The organism is Paenibacillus nitricinens (genome assembly GCF_052056485.1).
In the GTDB taxonomy this organism is placed as follows: Bacteria; Bacillota; Bacilli; order Paenibacillales; family Paenibacillaceae; genus Paenibacillus_AQ; species Paenibacillus_AQ nitricinens.
In genome coordinates this window covers 1,688,584-1,714,149 of record NZ_CP183948.1, presented here as the reverse complement: position 1 = coordinate 1,714,149, position 25,566 = coordinate 1,688,584, and the positions used below count along the sequence as shown (strand labels likewise).

Below are 25,566 nucleotides of genomic sequence, written 5' to 3'. Positions count from 1 at the left end.
AGCATCCAGAAAGTTTCTCACCTTCGTATTGTAAAACAAGCATTTAAATAATATAATCATTAACTATACGTCTTGAACTAAATTGGAGGCCATCTATGAAACTTGACCTGTCGGAAGAATCCCTTCCCGTCTACGAAGCTTTAGCCAGTTCAGTTCGTCTGCACCTGCTGCGCTTGCTTGCCGAGAACCCAATGAATGTCAAGGAATTGGCCGCAGCAGTAAATTTGAGCAGCGCCATTATGACAATGCATGTGCGTAAGCTGGAAGCTGCAGGACTTATCCAGACACATATGGCACCTGGACGAAGTGGTCTGCAAAAGATCTGTACGCTGGCTGCTGAAAGTGCCGAGATTACCTTTCCAGGCAGACAAATTAATGAGCGCAAAAGCTACCGCAAGGAGATTCCTGTTGGACATTATTCCGACTTCATGATCGAGCCTACCTGCGGTCTCGCCACTACAGAGCAAGTGATTGGCAGCTTTGATGATCCCCGTTATTTCTGGGATCTCGAGCGTATGAATGCTGGTATTCTCTGGTTCGGCAAAGGATATATCGAATATAAAATTCCTAACTTCCTTCTCTTCAGTCAACAGCCCGAGGAGCTAATCATTACGATGGAGATTGCCTCCGAAGCACCTTCCATTAATAATAATTGGCCCTCCGACATCACCTTCACACTAAACGGAGTGCAGCTTGGATTCTGGACAAGTCCGGGTGACTACGGAGATCGACGCGGTAAATACACGCCAGCTTGGTGGCCAGCACTCACGAATCAATACGGCCTTCTTAAGCAGTTGCGCATTACATCTAAAGGCACGTTTATGGACGGCTTGAAATTGTCCGACGTTACGCTGGATCAAGTGAACATCCGCAACAAGCAATGGACTTTCAAGCTTTCCGTCGATGAAGAGGCCGAGCATATTGGCGGCATTACTCTTTTTGGCAAAGGCTTCGGCAACTATAATGATGATCTAATCGTTGAGCTGTTCTACACAGATACTTAAGAAGAAACGACGTTGTCGTCTTTTAAAGACGATACCCGTTTCTTGAAAAATATAAGATCTAAACTATAGCGTGAAACTTATACTTTCTTATATTTCATGAATAAAGCCGCATTCATCTCCCGTTGGAGAGTCGAATGCGGCTCTTATTTTACCTTATTTCATGTTCAATGAAGGGTCCCCATAATCCGCCACCAGGCAGCGGACAGCTACGTTCCTTAAGCTTAGCTACAACGGGAATAATGCAACCACAAGCGACGCAAGTCACATTCTCATGCAGCTTAGGACAAGTCCCGCAAAGAGAAATCCGTTCAGCATAAACCTTATCTGGAACACAAAGCTCTGTCTTAAACATGGATGATGACAGGATACGCTCTATCTGTGCTTCGGTAACCTTATAATCGTCGCGACACCCCTTGCATGCAGATGTTGTTGACATGATAACACCACCTTATGCCTTCGGCGTAATCTCCAGCACTGTTACTGACATTGGAGCCAGCTCTACATTAAGAAGATCACCTTCAAGTGTAAAGGCTGTAAAAGCTTGCGGTACAACAGCATCCGGCTGGTTAAATGTATTATGAGCATCTATCTTGTTACCTGTGAGCGTAGTGCCTGTCACTTCAACCTTCTGCCCGGAAAGGCCACGTAGCTCAAGGGGTACCGCAGCTGAAGCAGCGTGATTCAAGTTGCAAAGACTGACATGAATGATCCCAGCGTCAGTGACGGAAGCTGAAGCAGATACTTCAGGAATCTCGCGGCCCTCAAAGCTGTAAGTCCCACTATCGATTGTTAAATCCAACAACTCAGCATCCTGATGGACTTTGAACATATTAAATACATGATAGGTAGGCGTTAGCAGCATTTTTTCGCCTTCGGTTAAAATCACCGCTTGAAGCACATTAATGGTCTGCGCAATATTTGCCATCCGTACCCGGTCACTGTGTTTATGGAAAATATTCAGGGTCACGCCAGCTACAAGGGCATCCCGAATCGAATTTTGTTGATATAGGAATCCCGGGTTCGTGCCTGGCTCAACATCGTACCAAGTTCCCCACTCGTCAACGATAAGGCCTACTCTTTTATCTGGGTCATATTTATCCATAATAACGCCATGTTTAGTAATCAGCTCATCCATACGAAGGGCCTTCTCTAAAGTGCTAAACCACTCACTAGTTTCAAAGCCTGTTGCTGCCCCTTTATCCTCCCAAGCTGGACCAGGAATCGTATAATAATGAAGAGTAATCGAGTCCATAAAGCGCGTAGCTTCACGCATCAGAACTTCCATCCAGTGATAATCATCCACGTTAGGACCACAAGCGATCCGGTGAATACGATTGTCCCCATAATTACGTACATACGTCTGATATTGGCGATAAAGATCTGCATAATATTCCGGACGCATATTCCCGCCACAGCCCCAGTTCTCATTACCGACGCCAAAATAAGTCACGGCCCAAGGCTCTTGATGGCCGTTCTGCTGGCGAAGCTCAGACATCGGGGAGACACCGCCAAAGGTTAAATACTCTACCCATTCGGACATCTCTTGAACCGTACCACTGCCCACATTACCATTGATATAAGGTTCACATTCCAGCATCTCACATAATTCCATAAATTCATGTGTACCAAAATGGTTGTTCTCAACCGTGCCGCCCCAATGCGTATTGATCATACGTTTACGAACTTCACGATCGCCAATACCATCTTTCCAATGATATTCATCTGCAAAACATCCACCCGGCCAGCGAAGCACTGGAATCTGAATTTCTTTAAGCGCTTTCACAACATCATTACGTATACCTTTAGTGTTAGGAATCGGTGAATCTTCTCCGACCCAAATGCCTTCATAAATACAACGTCCTAGATGCTCAGAGAAGTGTCCATAAATATTTTTGTTTATCGTACCTTTGCGAATGTCTGTGTTAAGGATTGCGCGATCTGCCATAAATAAACTCCGCCCTTCAACATTTATATTTTTATTAACTAATTAATAATTATACAAACATTATAGAGCGGTCCTCAGCGATCCGTCAATCTCCAATTTGAATAAACATTATTCTTTATCAATAGGTTCTTTTATCCCGTCTTCATAGTAGTCAAAAACAAGCTGCTGCTGCGTTCCTCTTACCCCGTAAAATACGTCGGAGATCCTTTTCCCCTTCCGTCTTAATTCGTTCTCCAGCCATTCTTTGGTCAGTCCATTATTCTCAAGATTCTCTTCCATAAGAACGCCATCCATAATTAACTCAACGGGAAAGCTCTGAGGAACCGAAAGAAGCTTCAAATCTTTTCGAGTAACATATTGATACTCTTGTTTCTTTAAGACGGATACCATTCCGTTATCTTCTAATACGGCATACTCTACTACCTCTAGATTAAAAATTTCTTTTTCCCTCAGCGCCTGATCCAAGGAGTCTAAAGAATACCTTACTTTTTTCATATTCCCTTCAAGAATTTTCCCGTTTTCGATAAGTACCGTAGGTGATCCTGAGATCCAGCTTCTCATTCTACGATTCTTTAAAGCGAGAACAGAAAATAAAAAAGACACGGCTACAACGACTAGAAGGGCCACGATCATATACGAAGATTTCAGATCTTTATTAAATGCTAAATTCGATGCAATCGATCCTAAAATAATTCCTGTCACGAAATCGTGGAACGTCAGATTAGAAATAGTCTGTTTGCCCAATATTTTAGCGGTCAATAAGAGCATGATCATAGCAACAACAGCCCGCAGCACTATATCCATATATTCTTGCATCTCTAATGCTCCCTTCCTATTCAATCCTCCATTATTCACAAACCGAGTAGAAATGAAACCTCAACGAAAGCTTTGTCCATCCAAACCGGCAGATTTCTCTAAACGCCAAAAGGGCTTTGGAATGGTTCTACTGAACCTTCCCAAAGCCTTGGCTTCAATTCTTAATTTTCAGTCTTAATTGCTAAAAGATTGTGTAGAACCATTGCACTCTCAGCTCGAGTTGCTGAGCCTCCCGGAGCAAATTGCTGGTCACTTCGTCCCTGGATAAGTCCAAGGGCTTGGGCAGCGCTGATCGATTCACGGGCCCATGAGGCAGCCGCACGCAAGTCACCGAATTGGATTACAGGCTTCGGCTCCACCTTTCTCCCGCTGACATATTCGTACGCTCGCATCACCATGACCGCCATTTCTTGGCGGGAAATAAGAGCTTCTGGGGCGAAGCGAGTCTCACTCACCCCATGGACTATCCCCGCCTCTACAGCCCGCGCCACTTCCCCCGCATACCACTGATCCGCAGATACATCCGCAAATGCTGTAGATCCTTTCGCTTCAAGTCCTAGCAAGCGGACCAGCATAGCTGTAAATTCGGCACGGGTCACTGATCGGTTCGGCTCGAAATTCCGAGGTCCGACGCCTTGAATCAGATGTTTGGCCGACAGCTCTTTCACAACCGCCGCCACCCAATGTCCAGAAGGAATATCGTCATACGATTTGTTATATTCCAGCACGGCATATGTGCCTAAGTGTTCGGTGTGCAGAGCCACCTTGCCCTTCAGCCAGGAACCACCCGCATACTCCATATTTCCGGACTCCGGAAAATAATAGCCGCCGAGCAAATTCCTTTTTGCCTCAGGGTAAATGTTAAGCTCCAATGTAACGGGCTCAACAAATGGGTGAAGTATGCTTCGTGTACCGTCACCAGCGACAATATACAGGTTAAAGAGAAGGAACTCCCCTGCCTGGTTCAATGCTGCACCAGATTGCCGCTCCGCGTTAGCTAGTATTCTCTGCTTCGCTCCCCCATTTACCTCGGAAGCCTCCAGAAGGATTTGGCTATCGGCCAATTGCTCCGCAGGAACCAAAGCCTGCAATTGTTGAAGCACCACTGCCGGAAGGGTCACATTGAAGTTAGAAGCCTCTACCCGAAGCGGCTTCTGGTTCAGCATGTCTGCTGCCATCCCCGGCAATACTAGCATTCTCAATTTACCCTTGTAGACAATTGCTGCCGAAAGATCGTTCAACGAGGCTGCATTTAGTTGCAGTCGTCCCGCCGTTTCCTCCGGTACGGAAGGTACTTGTGGTTGCGGACTCGAAACAGTTGAAGTATTGTCTTCCGTTTGTAGAATCTGAAGCGTCAGACTGCTCTGCTGTCCTCCGTAACTTGCAGTAATCACAGTCATGCCCGGATCGAGTGCTTGCAGCTGCCCTGTTGCCGTTACTGTGGCTACCTTCCTGTTACTGCTCTCGTAGATCACACCCTCGGTTACCGTATGGCGGCTATCATCACTATATACTGCTGTTGTGACCACCGTACCACTCTGCCCTGTTTCCAAGGATGTCGGACCGCTTAACGAAATGGAGAGAAGCTCCGGCGGCTGTTCATACACCTTTAATGAATAGGAAGCGGTCATGCTGTCATAAACGGATGAAATAACCGAAACACCCGGGCCTTTTGCTTCAATATGGCCATCTTTGCCTATACTTGCGACGTTAGTATCGCTGCTCTCATAGATTATGCCTTCGGTTACTATATAACGGCTGCCATCGCTGTATACAACCGAAGTAACCGCCGTTCCGGTCTCCCCGACAGTCAGGATTGCCGGACCGCTGATTGCCGTTGAGACTCTTTCTGTAGGCTCCATGACCGTCACCTGAAGCTGCCGGAACGGCTCTACATTGCCAGCCTTATCCACCGAACGATAATCAATGCTGAAGGTTCCGGGGTTCTCAATATATACGCTCTGAGTAACCGCATTCCATGCACCTCCGTTGAGCCGGTATTCCGTCCGCTTGACTCCCCAGCCAACAGCCCCCCCATTGGATTGGTCGGTAACATCAAAAGTGATATTGACTTTGCCCTTAAATGCGCCCCCTTCTCCTGCTTCTCCAAGTACAGTCGCCTTCGTGACTGGAGGTGTTGTATCTTTCGGCAGAATCTCCAGATTCGCAGCATATTTGCCATTCTCGTTCTTGCGGCTTCTTATATCTGTGGCGAGATTATAGCCTACCTGCCTGAACGCCAAGCTTATCACCGGATCGGAAGGGAACTCTTTACCAACCCATGAGGTGATATCGAACTGCCGCCACTGCTCCGGTCCGGAAAAAGTCTGCAGCGCGGCTTGAGTACCGATTGTTGGAGCATTATTGTAATTTATCGTTGCCTCTGTCCAAGAATCATCTTGGACTCCAAATATACCAATATCGGACAAAGTGCCTGCCCCGTCATTTGTCTTTCCGAACACATTCAGCTTCACAGAACCAACTTCGCCGACAAATGTACTCAGATCGAATTTCAGATAAGCCCTTCTGTCTGTGTCCCCGCTGCCATTTCTGATTTGCAAGTAATTGACCGAACCATAATTGACTGCAGCTTTCGATCCTCCATTGACATACGCATCTTCAGAAACATACAGCTTCGTTATTGCCGCTTCATCTGGTTCCGAAGCAGAGGGCTCGGAAGGCTCGGCATTCGGATCAATTCTGAACTTGACTACATGGCTTTTCCCTTTAGATCCGCTCGTATGGATAGCGAGTTCGATCCTCGGCGAGCTCTGCAGTACCGTCACGGTTGGATCTTTCATCAGCTCTTCCAGCGCGGTTCTGCCGACATCCACATTCACCACGGTTTGAGACTGTGTCGGGTCCGAAATGGCTATCGTCAGTTCATCTCCAGACTCCTTGACGATAATGGAAGCTGGCTGATTGGCACGCACGGATTCGATCATTCCCGGAACCCAGAAGTTCATAGCCGTAAGTCCCAGCTTCTGTTCCTTGACGGCTTGAACACTATCCGTGTTGGCTATAATTTCGATGTCAGGACTACTGCTGTAGCGCGCTGTCGCCGTTTCATCCTGATTCGGCAGCAGCACATACGAATACGATTGATTCACCGGATTCGTTCCCTGAGCAATCGACAGGCTGGCATAATTTCTCGTAATCGGCTCCGTGGATCCCCCTTGATTAATATCCTTCCATGCGCCAGTCCGAGACTCTCGCAGACCGTCTATCATTGGGGCATCAGGGAAATAATAACCGATCCCTGAACCAGGAACATTGCCTTCAAGATGTGCCCAATGCACCTGATTCATTGACTCAGACCAGCCCAGCGCGGATGGTTTAACCTCTCCGTTGACCGTAAGTACATTATCTCCGCTCGCCTTGAGCTTACGGTTATCTACGATGGTCTCCACCTTGCGGTTATCCGTGCTTGTAATGCCTGCACCAAGCGCTACGATTTCATCATCGAACATGAACCAGGACTTTTTACCGGACAATGTGCTGTTATCCGGATCCAGATCCATGCCGGCCGCTCCGTAAAGACCGTCTATGGATGATCCTCCCACCCATGTTTTAGATGTGGTCTTGCCTGCACCGCGCGTTGCCCCATCCGATGTAACCCCAGGCAGACGGTAAGCGTTCACGGTTGGCCAGAATGCATCTGCATATTGATCCAGATCCTGGTTATACAGATAGGTCATGCCTTCACCTGTATACCAGCCCTTCAGGTTCTCTGTGCCAGCTTCATAGTTGGCGATTCGGGCGGATGACATGCTGATCCCAAAGGCATATCCAGGCCGATGGTGGACAATCCGGTCCATAGCCGCGAAATGCTTATGCACGGTAAGGTCTCCTGATGGCTGCACCTCAGGATCATTCATAAGACTCTGAAGCAGAACAACATCAGCTACTCGTAGACCCTCGTAATAACTTTCTACTACCGTATCGGCTTCAAACCAATACTTTACCATCGATTTAAATCGGGCCGCTTGCTCCGGTGGCGCGGAAGAGGCCAGCCGCAGAATATGTGACCAAGGCACGAGCTGCCTGTTGCCCCGAGCTATCGATCTGCCGAACACCATATCCATCATTAATTTTCTGTAGACAAGAGGTTCATAAGAATCCGTTACCCAGTTGTATACATTCTTCATATTGGCATCCGTCAGCGGCCAGGAGGACCCTGTCAGCAGAGTCATCATTTTCATCATATCGCCAAGCAATACAGCCCCATAACTGCCGGTATAAGCAATATTATTATGCTGGATAAAGGAGCCGTCCTCATAAAAGCCGTCTCCGCGGGTCACATAGGGCAATACCTGGCTAACCGCATTCCGTCCTTGTTTGATCTTTGCGCTGTCACGATTATGAATGCCCCTCAGGACCACCGCCAGTGCTTTATCCAGCCGATTCGCACCGGTTTCCATCAACGAGGGCTGATTGGTCCGTTTGGTTGGGTCCGGACAGAACTTATCAATGGCTTTGGTATATTTATTAATCTGATCGGCTGACAAATACTCGAACATCAAGGCCATTGTATCTCCCATTGCAAGCGGAATACCGATCTCCCATTCGAACCAATTGCCTTTCTCCAGTTTGGTTTCGTTATACCAATTCACATATAGGAAATCTAAACCGTCCAGAATATCTGATTTCAGCTGCTTGTTCTCGTATAATGGTGAGCCAGTTGTCGAAAAGGCAATAGCCATATCCTTCAACCGATTATAAGAGGCGGCCGTATCAAAAGCATCCGCTGTGCTGCCCGGCTTATCACTCCATAAATAAGTACGGTTCATTTGCTTGTTCATCGTATCCCAGAATCCAGTTTGCTCCTGATTGCTAATCTTATCTGATAAAATCTTTATGGACTTGGCAATGTCCGGATGATTCGGGTTGAAGGATTGCCCTCCGGTCAAATACTCCACCCATCTTCCACGAAGCTCATCATATTCGTCTTTTGGAGCCTCTCCTTCAGTAATCTTAAATTTCAATGCATGTGTAGCCCCTATAGAATCCTTCACATCCACCGTAATAACAGTATTTCCCGAAGCCTGCATCACATCTGTCTTGCTGTCTTTGCTGAGCAGTGTCAATCCCGGTATATCCAGTTCCAGGGACAATTGATTTTGTGACTGTGTAGGATCAGACACCGAAACTACAAGCTCCTGATCGATCTGCCGAATCATCACGGAAGCCGGATTGCGCGCCTTGATGAAATCTACCGTTCCTGGATTCCAGAAATTAGCGGCGGTTATGCCCAGCTTCTTCTCTCTGACCGCATGCGCATCCTCTGTATTGCGCAGCACTTCGATATCCGGGTTTCCACTGTAACCCTCAGTACCTGAAATGTCACGATTAGGCAACAGAACATAACTGTATGAGTCATTCGTAGGCGTATCCCCATGCTCAACTGCCAGGCTTAAATAGTTGCGCGTAATGGGAGCATCGGATTGAGAAGCATTAATCTCTTTCCAACTGCCAGTTCTAGACTCGCGTTGCGCCCGAATACTTGGAGCTTCAGGGAAATAGTAGCCAATGTCGGAACCTGGCACATTCCCCTTCAGATGGGCCCATTGAACATTCTTCAATGTCTCTGACCATCCCGTCTGTGACGGTTCTACAGCTCCGTTGATTACAAGTTTGTTGTTTCCCACTTCGTTCAGCATCCGGTTATCGATAATCGTCTCAACAGACTGCGGGCCGGCAGTTGTTTTGGAAATTCCCGAACCAAGCGCCACAATCTCGTCATCGAACATGAACCAGGATTTCTTGCCCTGCAAATCGCTGCCGGTCACTTGCGAGAGTGAGAAATCCATACCGGCTGCACCGTAAAGGCCTTCCAGCGACGATCCACCCACCCAGGTTTTGGGATTCATGTAGCTTTTCCATTCCACAGGTACCATCCCTTGCCCAGATCCATCCGTTGTCGTGCCAGGCAAGCGGTAGGAATTGACGGTAGGCCAGAAGTCATTGCGGTATTGAGCCAGATCCTGATCATATAAATAGGTCATCCCAATCCCCGTATACCAACCTTTCAGGTTCTCGTTGTTCCCTTTCTCAAACGCCGAGATGCGATTCGAGAACAGACTCAAGCCGAAGCCGTAACCTTCTCGCAGATGAACTACCCGATCCATGCCGGCGAATACCTGATTCTTAATAAGAGCTCCTCTTGGATGGATCTTCCCGTCATTCATCAGCTTTTTTACAATCGTTATATCGGCAAGCGACAACCCTTCATAATAATTGCCGGATGCCATATTCGCTGAGATCCATTCTTTTGAGGCTTGCTTAATGGATACTGCAATATTGTCCGGAGCAGTTTCAGCCATCCGCAGCAGGGTGACAATTAACCCCCTTGCGCTGCCGCTCCCTTTTCTAGAAATACCTCTACCATTTACCGAATCCATAAATTGACCGTTGTAGATCACCGGCTCGTAAGTCTGAGCCACCCATTCGTAAATGTTCAGAACATTCGGGTCCGTTATTGGCCATGGAGAATCGGTCAGCAGATAAGACATATCAGCCGTCCCTTTGAGCCAGACCGAACCATAACCTCCCGTATAGGCAATATTATTATGCTGAACGAGCGAACCATCCTTATATACACCATCTCCATGGGTTGTGTACACATACTCGGAGCCAATGGAATCACGGCCCTGAATGATCTTCGCGCTGTTGTTGCCAATCACGCCTCTTACCGTGACCACAAGCGCTTTATCCAGCAGGTTTGCTCCCGTCATCTTTGTGCCTTTGACGCCAAGCACCGACCCTACTCTGGGATCCGGGCAGAAGGCATCAATAGCCGCAAGATACTGATTGATTTGCTGCGGCGTCAGATGGTCATACATGAGCACCATAAGATCATTTACAACCTGCGGCGTGCCGATCTCCCAGTCCCACCAGTTCCCATAAGCACTTTTTCCCGGATTATAACGGTTGGTGTACATCCAATTGATTGCGCTTACAATATCATTGGCCAAAACGCTGCTGCCATAAAGCTCCGAGCCCTCCACAGAATAGGCCAATGCCATAGTCTTCAAGCGATTGTAAGCGCTTGTAATAAACTGTGAATCTGTAGTGCTCGCGGTATCACTCCACAAGGAGGTGCGGCCGGAGGATTTGTTCATACTCTCCCAAAATGCAGCAGCCGTCACAGCCTGAGCATTTATACTGGCAGCGATATCAGGATCATTCCCATCGTATTGGCCACCACTTAATCGGTCATACCATTTCAGCCTCAGTTTTTTATAGGCCTGTATCGTGTCAGGAGCTTCAACAGTAACCAGACATTCGGCTGCGAGGCTACCATCCGGCGTGGCAATCTTGATGGTCGAAGATCCGATCCCCGTACCCGTTACATTACCAAATGCATCCACAGTCGCAGCTTCTGGATTGCTTGAAGTCCACACTACCGTTTTATCCACCGCCGTTAATGGAGATAATGTCGGCAGAAGTGCAACGGTGTCCCCTTTGACCATAGAGAAGGCCGTCCGGTCCAGCGCAATACCCGTAAGACCCGCATATTCCTCCAATAGGATATCATCTATCCAAAGCTTTCCTTTTCCAGTCTCCAAAAAAGGCTCGATGACAAGCTTCGTCGCATTAGCCGGCATAGTTAAAAGTACTTGCTGCATACTCCAGTCCTGTGTGCCTGTTATTTTGGGAGAAGAAGGTCCATCTCCCACTTTGGCAGTATTGTAATACTGTGTTCTAAAGTAGGCTCCCTGCCCAGTGACGTTGTCCGTCTTTAGCCAGACTTTAAGTCTGTAGGATTTACCGGGGATAACCGAAGTTACCCCCTGATTGATGGAAATCCTGCTTGTGGCAAAGGCATCAAACAGCATGGACCGGGTTCCTTCATGCGCAGTGCCAGCGTCTATCTTGATATTCGCTGTTTTATTCGTGCCTTTCCCGCTACCTGTAGGGACCCATAAGCTCCAGCCCACCGGAGCAGCGTCTGTAACCCCTGTCCAGGTTGAATCCAGGGTTGTCGTTGTATTCTCAAAGCTTCCGTTAAGCATGAGATTTGATGCAGCCGCTGAGGCTTTACCATCAGCGTTGTAATGAATTCCTACGCATGAAGAAAAAAGATCAACCATGAGAACTAACACTAAAACCAGACTTGATTTCCGCATTTGTTCACCCCAATCTTTGAATTGTTTAAAGCTAAAAATATCTACACATTATCTTCCTGTACAAAATTCAGCACGGCATCGTCGACGGCCGAAGTTTTTCCCAGATCAGGGCAATTCACAAGCTCAACTTCGCATGTCTCCGCACAGCCGTGCAGTTCAAAAAGAACCAGTTCATTACGACCTTTGCGCAGCAATGGACCGGGGATATATAGCGCCCTTTGCGGTCCTGCGTTCCAGTAGCGGCCCAGATTAAACCCGTTAATCCAGGCAACCCCTTTGTTCCATCCATCGAATCTTAGAAAGGTATCCCCTATTTCCTCCGCCTCGAAGCTGCCCCGGTAAAATCCAGGTAGATCCGAAGGTGTCATAGCTTCCTGCTGCTCCACCGGATGTTCCTTATACACAAGTAAATCTAGCGATCCAGATTCCAGTGGCAGTGTACGGATCGTCCAGTTATATTGAAGCTGGTTATCGATTCTAACCCCATCTAAGATCCCTTTAGGATCACGAATGAGCGGCCCATAATTGATCCGCCCCATATTCTCGACGAGAATATCCAGCTGCGCTCCCCCGGCAGGAATGGAAAGTTCAAGTGGCTGCGGATTCCAGCGTTCAATTACCCCAAGTACCTGTCCATCCAGGAAGACCTGCGCCCGATCACGCACGCCCTCGATGTAAAGCTTCTGCCTGGACCGTGGTCCCTGCACATAAGTGCTGTACAATATAAAACCATAAGATTGTCCTAGCTTTTCCATCGGCTGCACACACACACTATTCACCGGCTCGGATAACTTTGCCAAATTGGAAGTCAGTTCCGCTCTTTCCATCAAGGCAACTTTCCCGTAGGAAATCTTCGGAATCGGCTCAGGGAGCGGACAAGTCGGTGCAAATCCATGTTTGCCCAGTACCGACCGAACAGCTTCAAATTTCGCTGTCATATCTCCCCATTCCGTGAGCGGGGCATCATAATCATAGCTTGTAGTCGTCGGCTCGTAGGCGACGATATGATTCGCCCCATTAAAGAAGCCAAAATTGGTCCCTCCGTGGAACATGTACATATTGAGTGAGGAGCCGTGCGTCAGGATATCATCCAGAACGCCAGCTACATCTTCAGCATCGCGCACATGATGATCCTCCATCCAATGATCGAACCAGCCATTCCAATATTCCATCACCATCAGCGGCTCTTCAGATCGGTATTCCCGGTATTTGCGGAAGGATTCCTCTGCACAGGAGCCAAAATTGACTGTAGCATGCACATCTTCCAGTGTTCCGCCGAGCAACATTTCATCGGTTGGTCCGTCGGAGGTAAAGAGCAACACATCGACCCCTCTGCTGAGGAGTCCATTACGCATATATCTCAGGTAACTACTGTCATTGCCATAGCTGCCATATTCATTCTCTACCTGGACGGCCAGAATCGGCCCGCCATGTGTGGAGAGCAGAGGAACCAGCCGAGGAATCAGCTCATCGTAATACCTGTCCACTTTGCTTAAATAAAGAGGATCACAACAGCGAAGCTGAAGTTCACTGTAAGCCAGCAGCCAGGCCGGCAGACCTCCGAACTCCCATTCCGCACAGATGAATGGACTTGGTCTGACAATTACATGGAGCCCAAGCTCTCCGGCCAGTTCAATAAAAGAGACCACATCGGCCATGCCATCAAATACGAACTCCCCTTCTTTAGGTTCATGCATATTCCAGGCGATGTAGGTCTCCACGGTATTGAATCCGCAGGCTTTCAATTTCAGCAGCCGGTCTTTCCAGTATTCAGGCACAACCCGAAAATAATGAATGGCTCCCGATACGATCCGGTAAGGCTGTCCGTCCAGCAAATAGTGTCCATCGTTCCAAATGAGTAGGCTCATACTCTACAACCTCCTTTTTCAACATCTATTCTATCGTTTCTCCACAGTGATAAACGGCAAGCCGTCTGATCTCGGCACTTGCGGAAGCTTCCATCACCCGCAGCCGTATTTTTTCTGCATATACTGGAAGGAAAGCGTCAATTTTCTTATGGCCAATCGCGCTACCGCGCTTTAACTCCAGCCACTCCCCATTGCTGTACGCTTCCAGTACATAGCTTTCCACCCGCTCTCCGTAAGCAATGTCCTCCATCATCTCGGCATGGTCAATCACAGCAGCCGCAGGCAGTTCCAGCTCAATAAGCTCTCCAGTGCCTGTCGTTACCGCCAGAGCCTCGCCGAATCTATGCTTAATCTCCTTACCGAATTCCAGCAGACGCTGCACATCGGCCTCCGGAAACAGCCCGCGGTTGTCAGGCGCCACATTGAGCAGCAAAGTCGCCCCATGCCCAACCGAACGATAATAAATGTCCATTAGCTGTTCTAGGGACAGCAGCAAATGCTCTTCCTCAGGATGCCAGAACCAACGGTCTTTACGGATAGGCACATCGCATTCCGCAGGCACCCACTTCGGTGTTCCGGGCAGCCAGTTTAGCGAAGCTTCACTGAACATGCTCCCCCTTGCGGTATTCGCAGTGTTCCAGCATGGATAAGGAGCAACCCCCTCCTCATTGCCAACCCAGCGAATCGTTGGTGCTCCCATATTAAACACCATAGCGCTTGGCTGATGGAGCTTAATCAGCTCCATAATCCGCCGCCAATCATAATTGCGTCCCTCAGATCCTGCACCGTCGAACCAAATCTCCGTAAGCGGACCATATCCCGTAAGTAATTCCTGCAATTGCAGGGCATAGAAATCATCGTACGCTTGCGGATCCGCATAACATGGCTCATGTCTGTCCCATGGAGACAAATAAATGCCAAAGCCGACCCCAAGTTCCCGGCAAGCTTCTGCGCACTCCTTAACGATATCGCCGCGTCCTTTTTTCCATGGACTGGAAGCCACAGAATAGGTGCTTGTCGCAGTCGGCCACAGGCAGAAGCCGTCATGATGCTTAGCCGTCAGTATAAAATAACGGAATCCAGCTTCTTTGGCTGTACTAACCCATTGGCGGGCATCCAGCTCAAGCGGATTAAAAACGGCAGGTGAATCGCCGCCTTCTCCCCACTCCTGATCGCAAAATGTATTGATACCAAAATGGCAGAACATCCCCAGCTCCAGGTCTTGCCAAGCCATCTGCTCTCTGGAAGGCAACGCTGCTTGCTCTTCGGACTTGTTCTTTGAAGAAATACTTTCCATCATTTTTATACTCTCCCATATATTTGTGTAAGCCCAATGTATAAATAAGGCTTTGGAAAGCCGGTTGATGACCTTCCAAAGCCCCGTCCCAAACTTGGGATACCTCGCTTATTGCCTATTTATTTGATGACACCTTTTTCATTGATGATTTTCGTTGCTTCATCAACCATCCATTGCTGCACTTTATCCACTGATTCATTGCCGAGCATAAATCTGCTGAACCCGTCATCGATAACTTTGGTCAACTCGGAAGTCGCCGTCGTCATCACCTGCGCACCGTCGAGGAACTGAATTCCGCTATCGAAGAGTGTATATTTGAGTGAATCCATATCATACATATCTTCTTTTCCAGCAACTAATTTAGTCAGTAGAGCCTCATTGTCAGCTTTTTTATAGCCGGAGAATTCCAGTCTGTTATCACTAACAGCCGTTGACATGAATCTCATCAGTTTAAAGGAAGCTTCTTTGTTCTTCGAAGTTGCACCCATCGCCAGCATGTTGCCGCTGGTGAAGTATTTGCCTTCATATTCTTTCGGTTCCGATCCTGCCGGAGGTACCGGAACCGGAGCAAAGGCTGTCTTAAATCCATGTGGGTACTGCTCTGTATTACCTGGGTCAGCAATCGTCCAGTTCCCTGCCAGAATCATAGCAGCTTCTTCATTGAAGAATTCAGTCCGGTAGTTGAGCTTTGCAGCAAGAGCATCCGCATAAGATTTTGCAGACTTATCAACCGACTCCATGTCTTTACGTAGCTGGAAGAAATATTTATAGGTTGGATCCGCGAAAATGGTTGTTCCATCATCATATACGAACGGATCTTTCATCATCGTTTGGGCTGGAGCATTCATGTATAGCTCCCAAGTGTGAAAGTATGTGCCGTAACGTTTGTCCACACCTTCGCCTTTAGTCAATTTTTTAGCATAGTCGCGGTAGTCATCCCATGTCCAGCCAAAAGTAGGGACAGGCAACCCCGCTTCATCCAGCGCGTCCTTGTTCAGCATCACATAGTTGCTGCTCTTAGTGTATTGCATCCCATAATATTTGCTATCGACCTTAGCGTTTACATAATATTCATCCTCAGGAACGAGGTTATCCTTCTCATAGAATTCATTCAGCGGGGCAAGCGCTCCCCGAGTCGCCCGTTCAAGCACACCGCCAAGACTTGGTACCTGCACAACGTCAATCGCTTCGCCGGAAGAAATCAGGAAGTCAAGTTTCTTCAGCATTTCTACGGAATCCCCAGGAACGAGTGTCACATGCTCTACCTTGATGTCCGGGTTCTGATCCATAAATTCCTTCAGCATAGCATCGGTTCCTGCCGACTGCGCTTCATTGTCCCAGTTGTAATACTTGATGGCGACCTGCTTGCCCGCCTTAGCATTCCCTGCATTTGCACTTGCGTCAGCACTGCCATTCTCGGCTGTATTGCCGGAATTACCACAAGCGCTTAGCGTTAAGGAAACTGCTAGCATGGAGCCTAATACAACGGATAATCCTTTTTTGCTCTTTGTTTTCATTTTATTTCCCCCCGCACTGAATTTTAAGTATAGTGCCTTGTTCATTTCTTATTATAGGCACCTGCTATACAGGCCAAGTGCACAATTTTGCTGTTGTAGGATTACATTTTTGACTTTTCCCCATCTTTTGGTGCAGCTGCTTGATCAGCCCTTTACACCACCTAAGGAAATCCCGTTAATGACTTGCTTCTGTAAGGCAATGAACACAATGACCAGAGGGATGATCGCAGACACCGCTGCCGTCATCATAATCGCATAGTTGTTCGAATAATCGTCCCGGAACAGTGTCATACCGAGTGGGATAGTGTACAAATTCTTATTTAGTAAGAAGATCAGCGGATTCTGGTAATCATTCCAGGTCCAGATAAATTTGATGATCGCCACCGTAGCGAGCACCGGCTTGCAGAGCGGAATAATGATAGACCAGAATATCCGTAAATGGCCTGCACCGTCAATTCGCGCCGCTTCAATATATTCGTCGCTGACACCAATCATAAATTGCCGCAGCAGGAACGTGAAGTAGATGGAGAACATACTCATTAATATGATTGCAGCATGAGTATCATAAAGACCGAACCAGCGAATCAGCAGAAAGCGCGGAATCAGTGTGGCCTGGTCAGGTATAATCATGAACGACAGCAGCGCCAGAAACACCATATTTCGTCCTTTGAACTTGATTTTGGTCAAGGCGTACGCCGACATAGATGAAATGATAAGTGTAATTAAGGTTGTAATAATCGCAACTTTAAAGGAATTTAAATAGAAATGAGAAAAAGGTACTCGTCCCATCCAAACCATCTTGAAATTATACGCTACATTGATCTTCTCGGGAATCCATTGGATCGGGAAGCGCATAACATCTTTCTCATATTTAAAGGCTGCGGAAATCATCCAGATCAGAGGAATAAGAAATACAATGGACAAAGCCCCCATGATGCAGGTAGTGATCACTCTGGACATATTTTTTCTAATCAGTTGCATGTTAATCTCCCCCCCTTTATTCTTCATTTCTCATTTTCCAAGTAGCTGCAGTGATCAAGCCTATGACGGCGAATAGCAGCCAGGAAATTGCAGAAGCATAGCCCATGTTGTAGTATTTGAACCCTTCCTCATAGATCCTGAACACAAGCACGGTAGAAGAATTGTTCGGGCCGCCTTCGGTCAAAAAGGCGATGATGTCGAACACCTTAAACGAGCCGATCAGCATGGTTATAAGTAAGAAGAACGTGGTTGGACGCAGCATCGGAACCGTGATAGCAAAGAATTTTTTCAGTGCGCTGGCTCCGTCTATTTCTGCAGCCTCGTAGATTTCATCGGAAATATTCGTCAAGCCGGCCATATAGATAATAATGGTGTAACCCAGACTCGCCCAAGAACTGATAATGGCAATCGATAACAGCGAGGTCTTTGGATCCACCAGCCATTTTGGAGGGCTGGAAATTCCAAGCTCCATCAAGAACTGATTAATCGGTCCAAGGGATGGATGGAACAATGCGCTCCATACAGCGGCAATTGCAATAATCGAAGAAATATAAGGGATAAAGAAGGCAACTTTGAAATAATTTTTAAGAAATACACTATTTTGAATCAATGCCGCCAGCACCAAAGCAATCGCAATCGGTATCGGCACGGTCATAATCATATAAATAGCATTGTTCTTCAAAGCTTGAATGATGCTCGGATCATGGAACATTTTGATATAGTTATCCAATCCGATAAACTCGATCCCTTGAACCCCCGACAATAGATCCCATTTCGAGAAGCTTAAATAAAGTGAGAATCCAAGTGCAAATACATTAAGAAAAAGCATTCCGACAATTTCCGGAGCTAGAAACAGCCACCCGGTCAAAGCCTCTTTCCGCTGCGGAGTCCAGAACTTCCGCTTCTCCTGCAGAATTTTTGGCACAGGTTGTTTTGCAGCCTCCACGTTGTATCACCTCGACAATTTGATTTGTCATTATAGTAATATATCTGCCTTCCGCATGAAGGAGTGATTATGACCCGAGATGTGCAAGATTTTGACCTTTGTCCGCCGACAATAAAAAGACCGCCCGGGAGGGGCGGCGGCTCTGTTCAGAACGATAGGCATTAATCTTCTCAGCGTACCGAGTGTTTGGATTTATATTCGCTCGGTGTTGTTCCCACATATTTTTTAAACACTTTTGAAAAATAGGTTCTGTCCGAATATCCCAGACCAACGGCTAGCGATTCCAGGTTCTGGCTGGAGATTTTCAGCATTTTGGTCGCAACCTTCATCTTGTGCTGATGTACATAGTCCGTAAAGGTCAGACCTGTCATGCGTTTGAAATAACGCGAGAAATAGCTCGGGTCCAGAAAGAGATAACGTGCCATATCGATTGAAGTGATGTTATCGCCAAGATGCTGATCGATAAATTGCTGGATAAGCTGCAGCTTGGGCTCCTGCGGGGGAGTTCCCGCCACCTGCTGTTTGTTGCCTGTAATCTGCACAAGCTTTCTTTCCACCAGTTCCATCGTATCCTCCAGTGTGCGGGTTTGCGCGAGATAGACGAACAGATCCTCATCGAATGTTAGGCTAGTGAACATCAGCTCGATCCCGCGGAGCATAAAGGATAAATCCCGGACGAAATCTCCCGGATGGATAGCCATAACTTTTGCAGTCCTAGCGATTTCCTGAAGAGTGCCACGGATGGCTTCAAGATCATTTTTAATCACGGCCCGTTCCATCTGCGGGATATAACTATCCAGAAATCCTTGAGGAGCAGGCTGGAAGCGAGGAGTAGCGATTTGCAGAGTATCCAGAACTGTGTAATCCGCACTCGCATAAAACTCGCACTTGTCCTGGACAATTTGCCGATGAATCTGTCCGATCGCCTGTAGCTCTATTTTCTCAGTGACTGCAATGATGCCCGGTTGAATCTTAAGGAGATGGGAGCACTCAGAACACAATCGCTGTAAATAATCATGAAAATAAAGACTGGCATTCTGCGCCAGATTCACACGGTAATTATACAGAATCACAATATTCTTCTGCTCCAAAAAAGGCGTAATCCCCTCACACGCTTCGGACAGCTCTAAGGCTATATTGTAAATGGCATATAAAATAAGTGGATACTCGCTCTGCTTGTACCTCTTCTCGAAACTGGAAAAGTGAATACTGACCGTGCCCAGCATGAACCACGGGTACGTCCAGGATATGCCGATTTGCGTCGCATAGGCTAACGTGGTTTCGGGCGGAGCGCCGCCAATCACCCTTTGCAGCAGATTCTGCCGGAATAGCTGGCTGTTGTAACCCGTCTCCCCATGCTTGATTAACCCGATCTTCGATTTAAGCAAGCGTACAGACTTGGCAAGGCTTTTCTCCAGTTGCTCGTCTGTAAGCTGGTCCTTGATTAAATAGTCATCCACCTTCAGCTTTACCGCTTGCTGAGCATAATGGAAATCCTCATGACAGGTCAGGAAAATAATTCTGACCTCCGGCTTCATCCGGGTAAAGTAATCGGCCAGTTCAATCCCGTTCTTTTGCGGCAAGCCTATATCCGTGATCACGATGTCGGGCTGCACTTCCTCAAACATTAATAACGCCTTGGCACTGGAATAGGTGCTGCCGACAATCTGCAAGCTATGTGCTTCCCAGTCAATCATCTGCTGAAGCACTTTGAGCATAGGAACATCATCATCTATGAGCATCACTTTATACATCAATATCCCTCTCTCTCGGGCAGATTAACCTGATGATTGCCTTGCGGCAAATACAGAGAAACGGACACCCCACCTTGCGGCAAATTATGAAGCGACAAGCGGGTATCCTGACCATAGGTCAGCCTCAGTCTTTGGACCACGTTAATTAAACCGACCCTTTGATAAGCTCCATCCTGTTCATCGTCCTTGTAGAGCAATCTGCGGTTCAGTCCTGCCAGAATTTCTGCCCCTGCTCCGCAGCCATTGTCTTCGACTTCAATCATAATCCCATCAGTAATCGTTCGGGCACGTACGACAATACGCGGTGCCGGGTGGTCAACTAGACCGTGAACGATCGCATTCTCTACGAGAGGCTGCAGAATAAGTTTAGGAACGATGAGCTTCTCTGTATCCGCTTCCAGATCGACCTCCAGTTCAAGAGGGATTTCGTTGCGGATCTTCATGATGTCGATATAATGGCCAAGCAGTCTGCATTCTTCCCGTAAGGTAGCCGGTTCATTGACCTTCAAATAGGCACGGAGAAGACTCATTAGCGAATCAATGATCCCGCTGTGCAGCTTATCTTTAGCCAAAATAAGACTACATTTGATCGAATTCAACGTGTTGATCAAAAAGTGGGGACGAATCTGCATAAACAGGGCCTCAAGTTCCATCACTCGCTTCTGTTCTTGCTCCAGCTCGATGTCGTGAATCAATCCTTGCAGTTGATCCAGCATAGTATTCAATGTCTGCCCCAGCTCAGCGATTTCATCCTTGCCCTTGACCTCCAGCCTGACATCAAGATTCCCCATTCCGAACTGGCGCACAACGCGCTGCAGCTTCATGATCGGACTATGCAATCTTTTGGCAATCAGCATGGAAGTGGCGGAAAAAACAATAAACAAGAGAAGCACTAAACCAATACCACTATAAAAAGTTCGCGAAATCTGGCCCGACCATTCTTTCTCTGAAGCTTCATAGACCAGCTCCCAATTGGATTTGTCGATGGCTCTGGCCGTACGCACGCTCCCTCTATCTGCCTTGCCTTCTGGGGCTAGCTCAGAGTTCCCGGCGATCAGACCTCCTCTGGAATCAAACAACGCCAGCTTGCCAAACTCAACCGGTCCGAGCAATTTATTGAAATAGGCATCAGGAATCGAGATGAGAAGCACGGACACCTGCTGTTTCTCCCGGCTATCATAGATTACTCTGGCAATATAGTAGCTGCTGCTTTTACCGGAACCGCTGTCGGCCATCCCAAGCCACTGCAAGGTCTCCGGTTCGTGAATATTGACACGTCCCATCAGCTTGTCCATGTTGGCATTAATCACGGATAAATTCTCAGTCCCAGAGGAGATCACAAAGTGTTTCCGGTTAACCAAATACATACGAATGTTATTATTTAGCGGCTTAGAGTTGATGAGCGAAAACACATCCTGAATTTGCGTAAAATGTACGTAATCCTGATAGGTGTTCAGTCGCCCGGTATCTGCAAAGACCTTCAGATTGGCGCGAAAATTGGTATCGTTTACAATAAAATGCGATGCAAATGTCACATCATCAATGGTCTTGTTTAGTTCGTCAATCATAACGTTCAGGAAGTTATCGTTGCTGAGCTGTAGCTTTTCTACCATCGTATCCCGAATAAGCACAAAGGAGATGATCGATACTGCAATCAGCGGGATAAAAATCAGCAAAAGAAATGATGCCTGGATACGTCTATAGTAAGTGAATTTGAACATGTTTTCTCCGCGCCTCTCTCATGCTCTTTTCTTTTATTCTATCAGCCCGTTATCCAGTATACATGCATTATCTGATTACCGTGACTTTCTTTCGACCGTTTGCGAAAACAATAAGCACTACTTCACCAAATATTTGTATATCTTCTACTACATAGGAATCCAAGTGACTGGATGGAAGCTTATGGCTGATCACGATAATATGCTCCTCATTCCTTTCAGGGAAGCTGATGCGGCATGCCTCCGCCTGTACAGCATCCACAGGTTCACCCGTATGGCGGTAAATCGGCACCTGTTCAACCTGTGGACAGAATGGCTCACCGGAAGGCTGCGGGTACAGCATCTGCATCATCGATACCGTTCCTTTTCCCGTTCGGGAATAAACGGCATGCTGATTGGGTTCCAGCAGATTGTATTCGCGGGAGATTACCCCGTCATCAATCTTGCCCTGAAGTCCTTTAACATTAACGGGAATGATGCTAAGATTGGCTTCCCTATCTTTTGTTGTACGGCAAATGAATGTCTCGTCTTCCATCTGAACCGCTCCGGGTGCAAAATGAAAATGCTGGGAAAACGTATGCTCCTGACGGCAGCTAAAGCTGTCGACCAGAAGCCAGTAATAAGGCTTGATGAATATGATCCTCCTTAGCAGGTGTACCGGATCATCCAAATGAAGGTAGCCATCATGGCTGCCTTCAACATAATCAAAATCCGGATTGCTGATCCATTTGCTGCCTGTCGGCTTCGCAATTTGGGAGAAGGACCATGTATCCGTGATTTCAGTGAATCCAATTCCGTCAACAGTAGTCGTATTATGGGCAGCGCTTTCTTTTAACGCTTTTCTGAGTGGTGTGTGATCACTATAGTTGTATCTGCCCAGATCGGTAAGCATATCCCGCCCAAAGGCATGCAGATCGAAATGTAGCAAATCCGCGTGACCATGTCCACCCCCAAGCGGCCCGCAGTGGAAATATAGATACAAGTCCTGCTCGTCCCAACCCGTTCGCATCACATAATGACCGGAATGTGCGAAAGAGCGCGACAAGTAAGGCGGTTCCTCCGCAATCAGCTGCTCGTAGCCTTCAACTCCACTCGTTCCGAACAACCAGGCATTGTCATAATCCATATGATCGTATCCGCCAAAGCGGAGCACAGAATCTTGAAACAACCAACCTGCATAAGTCAATATCGAACGGACATCGCTATCATCGCTATCCCCGAGCATCGGCTGCCGATGATTCGGTTTGGCCCAATACAAGGAAGCGGCGGCCATTTTTTGAACTTTTTGCTGAAGTTCAGCCTGTAGCTCCAGTCCATTCATGCGAGCCAAGCGGATGCAGTCGAGAAAACATACCAGAACCTCATGATGATAGGTGGGCGATTGCTCCCAATGGATACCGTCTGCCATGACCTGGATTCTAGCCGTTTCCCCCAATCTCTCCTCACCGAGCCGTCGCCAAATCTTAGCCCTTGTGAACTCAGGGAAGTAGAGCGCGGTTTGGAATAAGCCACAAGTCTCCAGAACTCCCCAATTGCTGATATTCTTCCAGCCCGTAAACGATAAAGACAAATATTCGCTGTGTTCATGAAGGGATATCATCACTTTCGCCAGAAGCGTCGGTGTAAGCAGCGGGCTATCCTGTATACAGGACAGCGCTTTGATCCAGTTCGCACATCGAAGACCCGCTTCAATGGTGCGCCAAGTCAACGTATCATTCGTAGGCATGTCTGGAACAGGATTACGGTCCATCCAATCTTCAAGCTGACAACAAAATGTTCTCGCATACTCCTCATTACCTGTTATCGTATAGGCTTGTCCTAATGCCACCCAGTAGCGGTGGCGATTCAGCATATAAGCCCATTCTACATCCTTATCGGGAATATAACGCCAGTCAATTTCTTCCTCAAAAGTGACCGGAATGCGGCTGCGTTCCATATCCCAGGGAAACCGAAAAAGAAACGTCTGCTCCATAACTTCATCCGCCGTCTTCATTACGACTTCCAGCTCTTCTGCGCAATATCGCTGTATATAATCGATATGCTGCTGTTTCCGACTGTCCTCTGCCCGCCAGCCCGGCATGCTCCGACTAGTCAAATAACGATGCAATTCAGTTAGCGCATCTTCCTGCCGTGCTTGGCTGAGCGCATCCTTCACGGGCGCTAAAGCAGGTAACTCAAGGTCGAGTAGCGTAAAGACAGCATAGGGATAGGTTGATCGGCCATCAGCGTTCATACCAGTACCCCCTGGTGCCTTTTTGCAGCCGCAGCAACGCTTCGAGGTAGAAATAATCTCCCCAGATCATGAAATCATCCGGAGACAGACCGCCGCGCACATGGTAAGAGCCGTGCTTCAGCAGCCCCTCCGCGTCTTCACCGATCGTGGAATAGTTCTGCACAAGTGAAGTCATCGACTGTATTAATCCTTGATGAAAATAAGCCCGTTCGGGATCTTCCTCCTCCATTAGCTCCAGCAGTTCCTGCAGTCCAGCCGCAACAATTGCAGAGGCCGAGCTATCCCGGTACGTATCCGCAGACACTGGAGCATTAAAGTCCCAGTAAGCGACATGATCCTCTGGTAAATGTTCTAAAAAATAACGGGCCATCCGCTTGGACGTTTCCAAATACAACGGATCCTTAGTATAGCGATAAGATAATGCAAAACCGTAGACGCCCCAGGCCTGCCCTCGCGTCCAAGTTGATCCGTTAGTATAACCCTGGTGTGTAGCGCCGCCAATCGGCTCTCCAGTCTTCTGGTCGAAGAAAAACGTATGGTAGGAGCTGTCATCTCCCCGCACCAGATAACGTTTCGTTTTATCCGCCTGCATGACCGCCACCTGACGGTATAGTGAATCACCAGTTTGTTGTTCCGCCCAGTACAAAAGAGGTAGATTCAACAGACAATCAATAATGATGCGTCCACCTTCCTTGGCATCTCCCACAGGTCCCCAAGCCTGAATATAACCGCCGCCTGTCCGCCAGCGCTTCAGTAGTAAATCTGCCGCTTGCAGTGTCAACTGACGTGCGGATTCGTCTTTATCAATCATCCACTGGGCCTTGGAGGATAATGAATACAAAAAACCGATGTCGTGATGATCAAGCACCGTCTTTTCCGAGAAACGGCGCCGGAAATCCTCTACGGTATGAGATGCCGCAATACGAAAGCTGTCATCCTGCGTATATTCATAGCACAACCACAACATGCCGCTCCAGAATCCATTGGTCCAATCATCGTTGTTATTAAGCTGGTAAGTTCCATTGATGCTGACATGAGGGAATCTGCCCCCAAATCGGTCAATGTTCTTACGTACCTTCTCTATTGCATCTTCAATCGCACTGCTCCACATAAGCTCCTTGCTCCCTTCGGGCTCTTCGTTTCTTATGTTTCATGATAAGGAGAGTGAACAGGATCTAATAGGGGCGATTTTTGCTTTGATGTGCATTATTTTGACTTTTGTACGAAGTAAAGTGATACAGGTTCGCTTTCCAATCCTAGGCATCAAATCAATATAGTAACAAAACGTATAACTATTTATGGAAAAATACGTTAAAATCAAAAAGTGACTTACAACTTTCATTCTTTTTAGAAACGGA

At 47.5% G+C, this 25,566-nt stretch carries 14 protein-coding genes; 1 reads left to right on the top strand and 13 read right to left on the bottom strand.

The window, feature by feature from the left end; translation table 11 throughout:
• Positions 1 to 95: 95 nt before the first annotated feature.
• Positions 96 to 1,004, top strand: coding sequence for an ArsR/SmtB family transcription factor (locus ACN6KS_RS07625; protein ID WP_440961722.1), 909 nt, complete (start codon positions 96 to 98; stop codon positions 1,002 to 1,004).
• Between the two features lie 148 nt (positions 1,005 to 1,152).
• On the opposite strand, the gene ACN6KS_RS07620 is transcribed toward ACN6KS_RS07625, so the two are convergent.
• From ACN6KS_RS07620 to ACN6KS_RS07560, 13 genes are all read right to left on the bottom strand, one after another.
• Complete coding sequence (locus ACN6KS_RS07620) at positions 1,153 to 1,440, bottom strand: hypothetical protein (RefSeq protein WP_440961721.1); 288 nt, start codon at positions 1,438 to 1,440, stop codon at positions 1,153 to 1,155.
• A gap of 12 nt (positions 1,441 to 1,452) precedes the next feature.
• Positions 1,453 to 2,949, bottom strand: a complete 1,497-nt coding sequence (locus ACN6KS_RS07615) for an alpha-N-arabinofuranosidase (protein ID WP_440961720.1) — start codon at positions 2,947 to 2,949, stop codon at positions 1,453 to 1,455.
• A gap of 108 nt (positions 2,950 to 3,057) precedes the next feature.
• On the bottom strand, positions 3,058 to 3,765 hold the full coding sequence (locus ACN6KS_RS07610; protein ID WP_094876856.1) for a DUF421 domain-containing protein: 708 nt from the start codon (positions 3,763 to 3,765) through the stop codon (positions 3,058 to 3,060).
• 161 nt (positions 3,766 to 3,926) lie between these two features.
• Positions 3,927 to 11,894, bottom strand: a complete 7,968-nt coding sequence (locus ACN6KS_RS07605) for a polysaccharide lyase family 8 super-sandwich domain-containing protein (protein WP_440961719.1) — start codon at positions 11,892 to 11,894, stop codon at positions 3,927 to 3,929.
• A 41-nt stretch (positions 11,895 to 11,935) separates the two neighbouring features.
• Complete coding sequence (locus tag ACN6KS_RS07600) at positions 11,936 to 13,762, bottom strand: glycoside hydrolase family 35 protein (protein ID WP_440961718.1); 1,827 nt, start codon at positions 13,760 to 13,762, stop codon at positions 11,936 to 11,938.
• A 25-nt stretch (positions 13,763 to 13,787) separates the two neighbouring features.
• Positions 13,788 to 15,062 carry an alpha-L-fucosidase gene (locus tag ACN6KS_RS07595; RefSeq protein ID WP_440961717.1) on the bottom strand — a complete coding sequence of 425 codons (1,275 nt, stop codon included), beginning with the start codon at positions 15,060 to 15,062 and terminating at the stop codon, positions 13,788 to 13,790.
• Between the two features lie 116 nt (positions 15,063 to 15,178).
• Positions 15,179 to 16,576, bottom strand: a complete 1,398-nt coding sequence (locus ACN6KS_RS07590; protein ID WP_341134091.1) for an ABC transporter substrate-binding protein — start codon at positions 16,574 to 16,576, stop codon at positions 15,179 to 15,181.
• A gap of 144 nt (positions 16,577 to 16,720) precedes the next feature.
• Positions 16,721 to 17,557: a carbohydrate ABC transporter permease gene (locus ACN6KS_RS07585; protein ID WP_042186014.1), complete on the bottom strand. Its 837-nt coding sequence runs from the start codon at positions 17,555 to 17,557 to the stop codon at positions 16,721 to 16,723.
• A gap of 16 nt (positions 17,558 to 17,573) precedes the next feature.
• A complete protein-coding gene (locus ACN6KS_RS07580) occupies positions 17,574 to 18,503 on the bottom strand; it encodes a carbohydrate ABC transporter permease (RefSeq protein ID WP_042125419.1) in 930 nt (309 codons plus the stop codon).
• 170 nt (positions 18,504 to 18,673) lie between these two features.
• A complete protein-coding gene (locus ACN6KS_RS07575) occupies positions 18,674 to 20,257 on the bottom strand; it encodes a response regulator transcription factor (protein WP_440961716.1) in 1,584 nt (527 codons plus the stop codon).
• The gene (locus ACN6KS_RS07570; protein WP_094871600.1) at positions 20,257 to 21,978 is read right to left on the bottom strand and encodes a sensor histidine kinase; all 1,722 of its coding nucleotides are present in this window, start codon (positions 21,976 to 21,978) and stop codon (positions 20,257 to 20,259) included. Before ACN6KS_RS07570 ends, ACN6KS_RS07575 begins: the two co-directional genes overlap by 1 nt.
• Before the next feature lie 67 nt (positions 21,979 to 22,045).
• Positions 22,046 to 24,208, bottom strand: a complete 2,163-nt coding sequence (locus tag ACN6KS_RS07565) for an alginate lyase family protein (RefSeq protein WP_341134090.1) — start codon at positions 24,206 to 24,208, stop codon at positions 22,046 to 22,048.
• Entirely contained in the window at positions 24,198 to 25,319 is a 1,122-nt protein-coding gene (locus tag ACN6KS_RS07560; protein ID WP_440961715.1) for a glycoside hydrolase family 88 protein, read from the bottom strand. Before ACN6KS_RS07560 ends, ACN6KS_RS07565 begins: the two co-directional genes overlap by 11 nt.
• Positions 25,320 to 25,566 lie beyond the last annotated feature (247 nt).

Excerpts from the sequence above, each read along its gene's own strand:
- ACN6KS_RS07585 (WP_042186014.1), bottom strand. The coding sequence starts at position 17,557 with ATGCAACTGATTAGAAAAAATATGTCCAGAGTGATCACTACCTGCATC.
- ACN6KS_RS07615 (WP_440961720.1), bottom strand. The coding sequence starts at position 2,949 with ATGGCAGATCGCGCAATCCTTAACACAGACATTCGCAAAGGTACGATA.
- ACN6KS_RS07625 (WP_440961722.1), top strand. The coding sequence starts at position 96 with ATGAAACTTGACCTGTCGGAAGAATCCCTTCCCGTCTACGAAGCTTTA.
- ACN6KS_RS07600 (WP_440961718.1), bottom strand. The coding sequence starts at position 13,762 with ATGAGCCTACTCATTTGGAACGATGGACACTATTTGCTGGACGGACAG.
- ACN6KS_RS07590 (WP_341134091.1), bottom strand. The coding sequence starts at position 16,576 with ATGAAAACAAAGAGCAAAAAAGGATTATCCGTTGTATTAGGCTCCATG.
- ACN6KS_RS07575 (WP_440961716.1), bottom strand. The coding sequence starts at position 20,257 with ATGTATAAAGTGATGCTCATAGATGATGATGTTCCTATGCTCAAAGTG.
- ACN6KS_RS07565 (WP_341134090.1), bottom strand. The coding sequence starts at position 24,208 with ATGAACGCTGATGGCCGATCAACCTATCCCTATGCTGTCTTTACGCTA.
- ACN6KS_RS07595 (WP_440961717.1), bottom strand. The coding sequence starts at position 15,062 with ATGATGGAAAGTATTTCTTCAAAGAACAAGTCCGAAGAGCAAGCAGCG.
- ACN6KS_RS07610 (WP_094876856.1), bottom strand. The coding sequence starts at position 3,765 with ATGCAAGAATATATGGATATAGTGCTGCGGGCTGTTGTTGCTATGATC.
- ACN6KS_RS07570 (WP_094871600.1), bottom strand. The coding sequence starts at position 21,978 with ATGTTCAAATTCACTTACTATAGACGTATCCAGGCATCATTTCTTTTG.
- ACN6KS_RS07560 (WP_440961715.1), bottom strand. The coding sequence starts at position 25,319 with ATGTGGAGCAGTGCGATTGAAGATGCAATAGAGAAGGTACGTAAGAAC.
- ACN6KS_RS07605 (WP_440961719.1), bottom strand. The coding sequence starts at position 11,894 with ATGCGGAAATCAAGTCTGGTTTTAGTGTTAGTTCTCATGGTTGATCTT.
- ACN6KS_RS07620 (WP_440961721.1), bottom strand. The coding sequence starts at position 1,440 with ATGTCAACAACATCTGCATGCAAGGGGTGTCGCGACGATTATAAGGTT.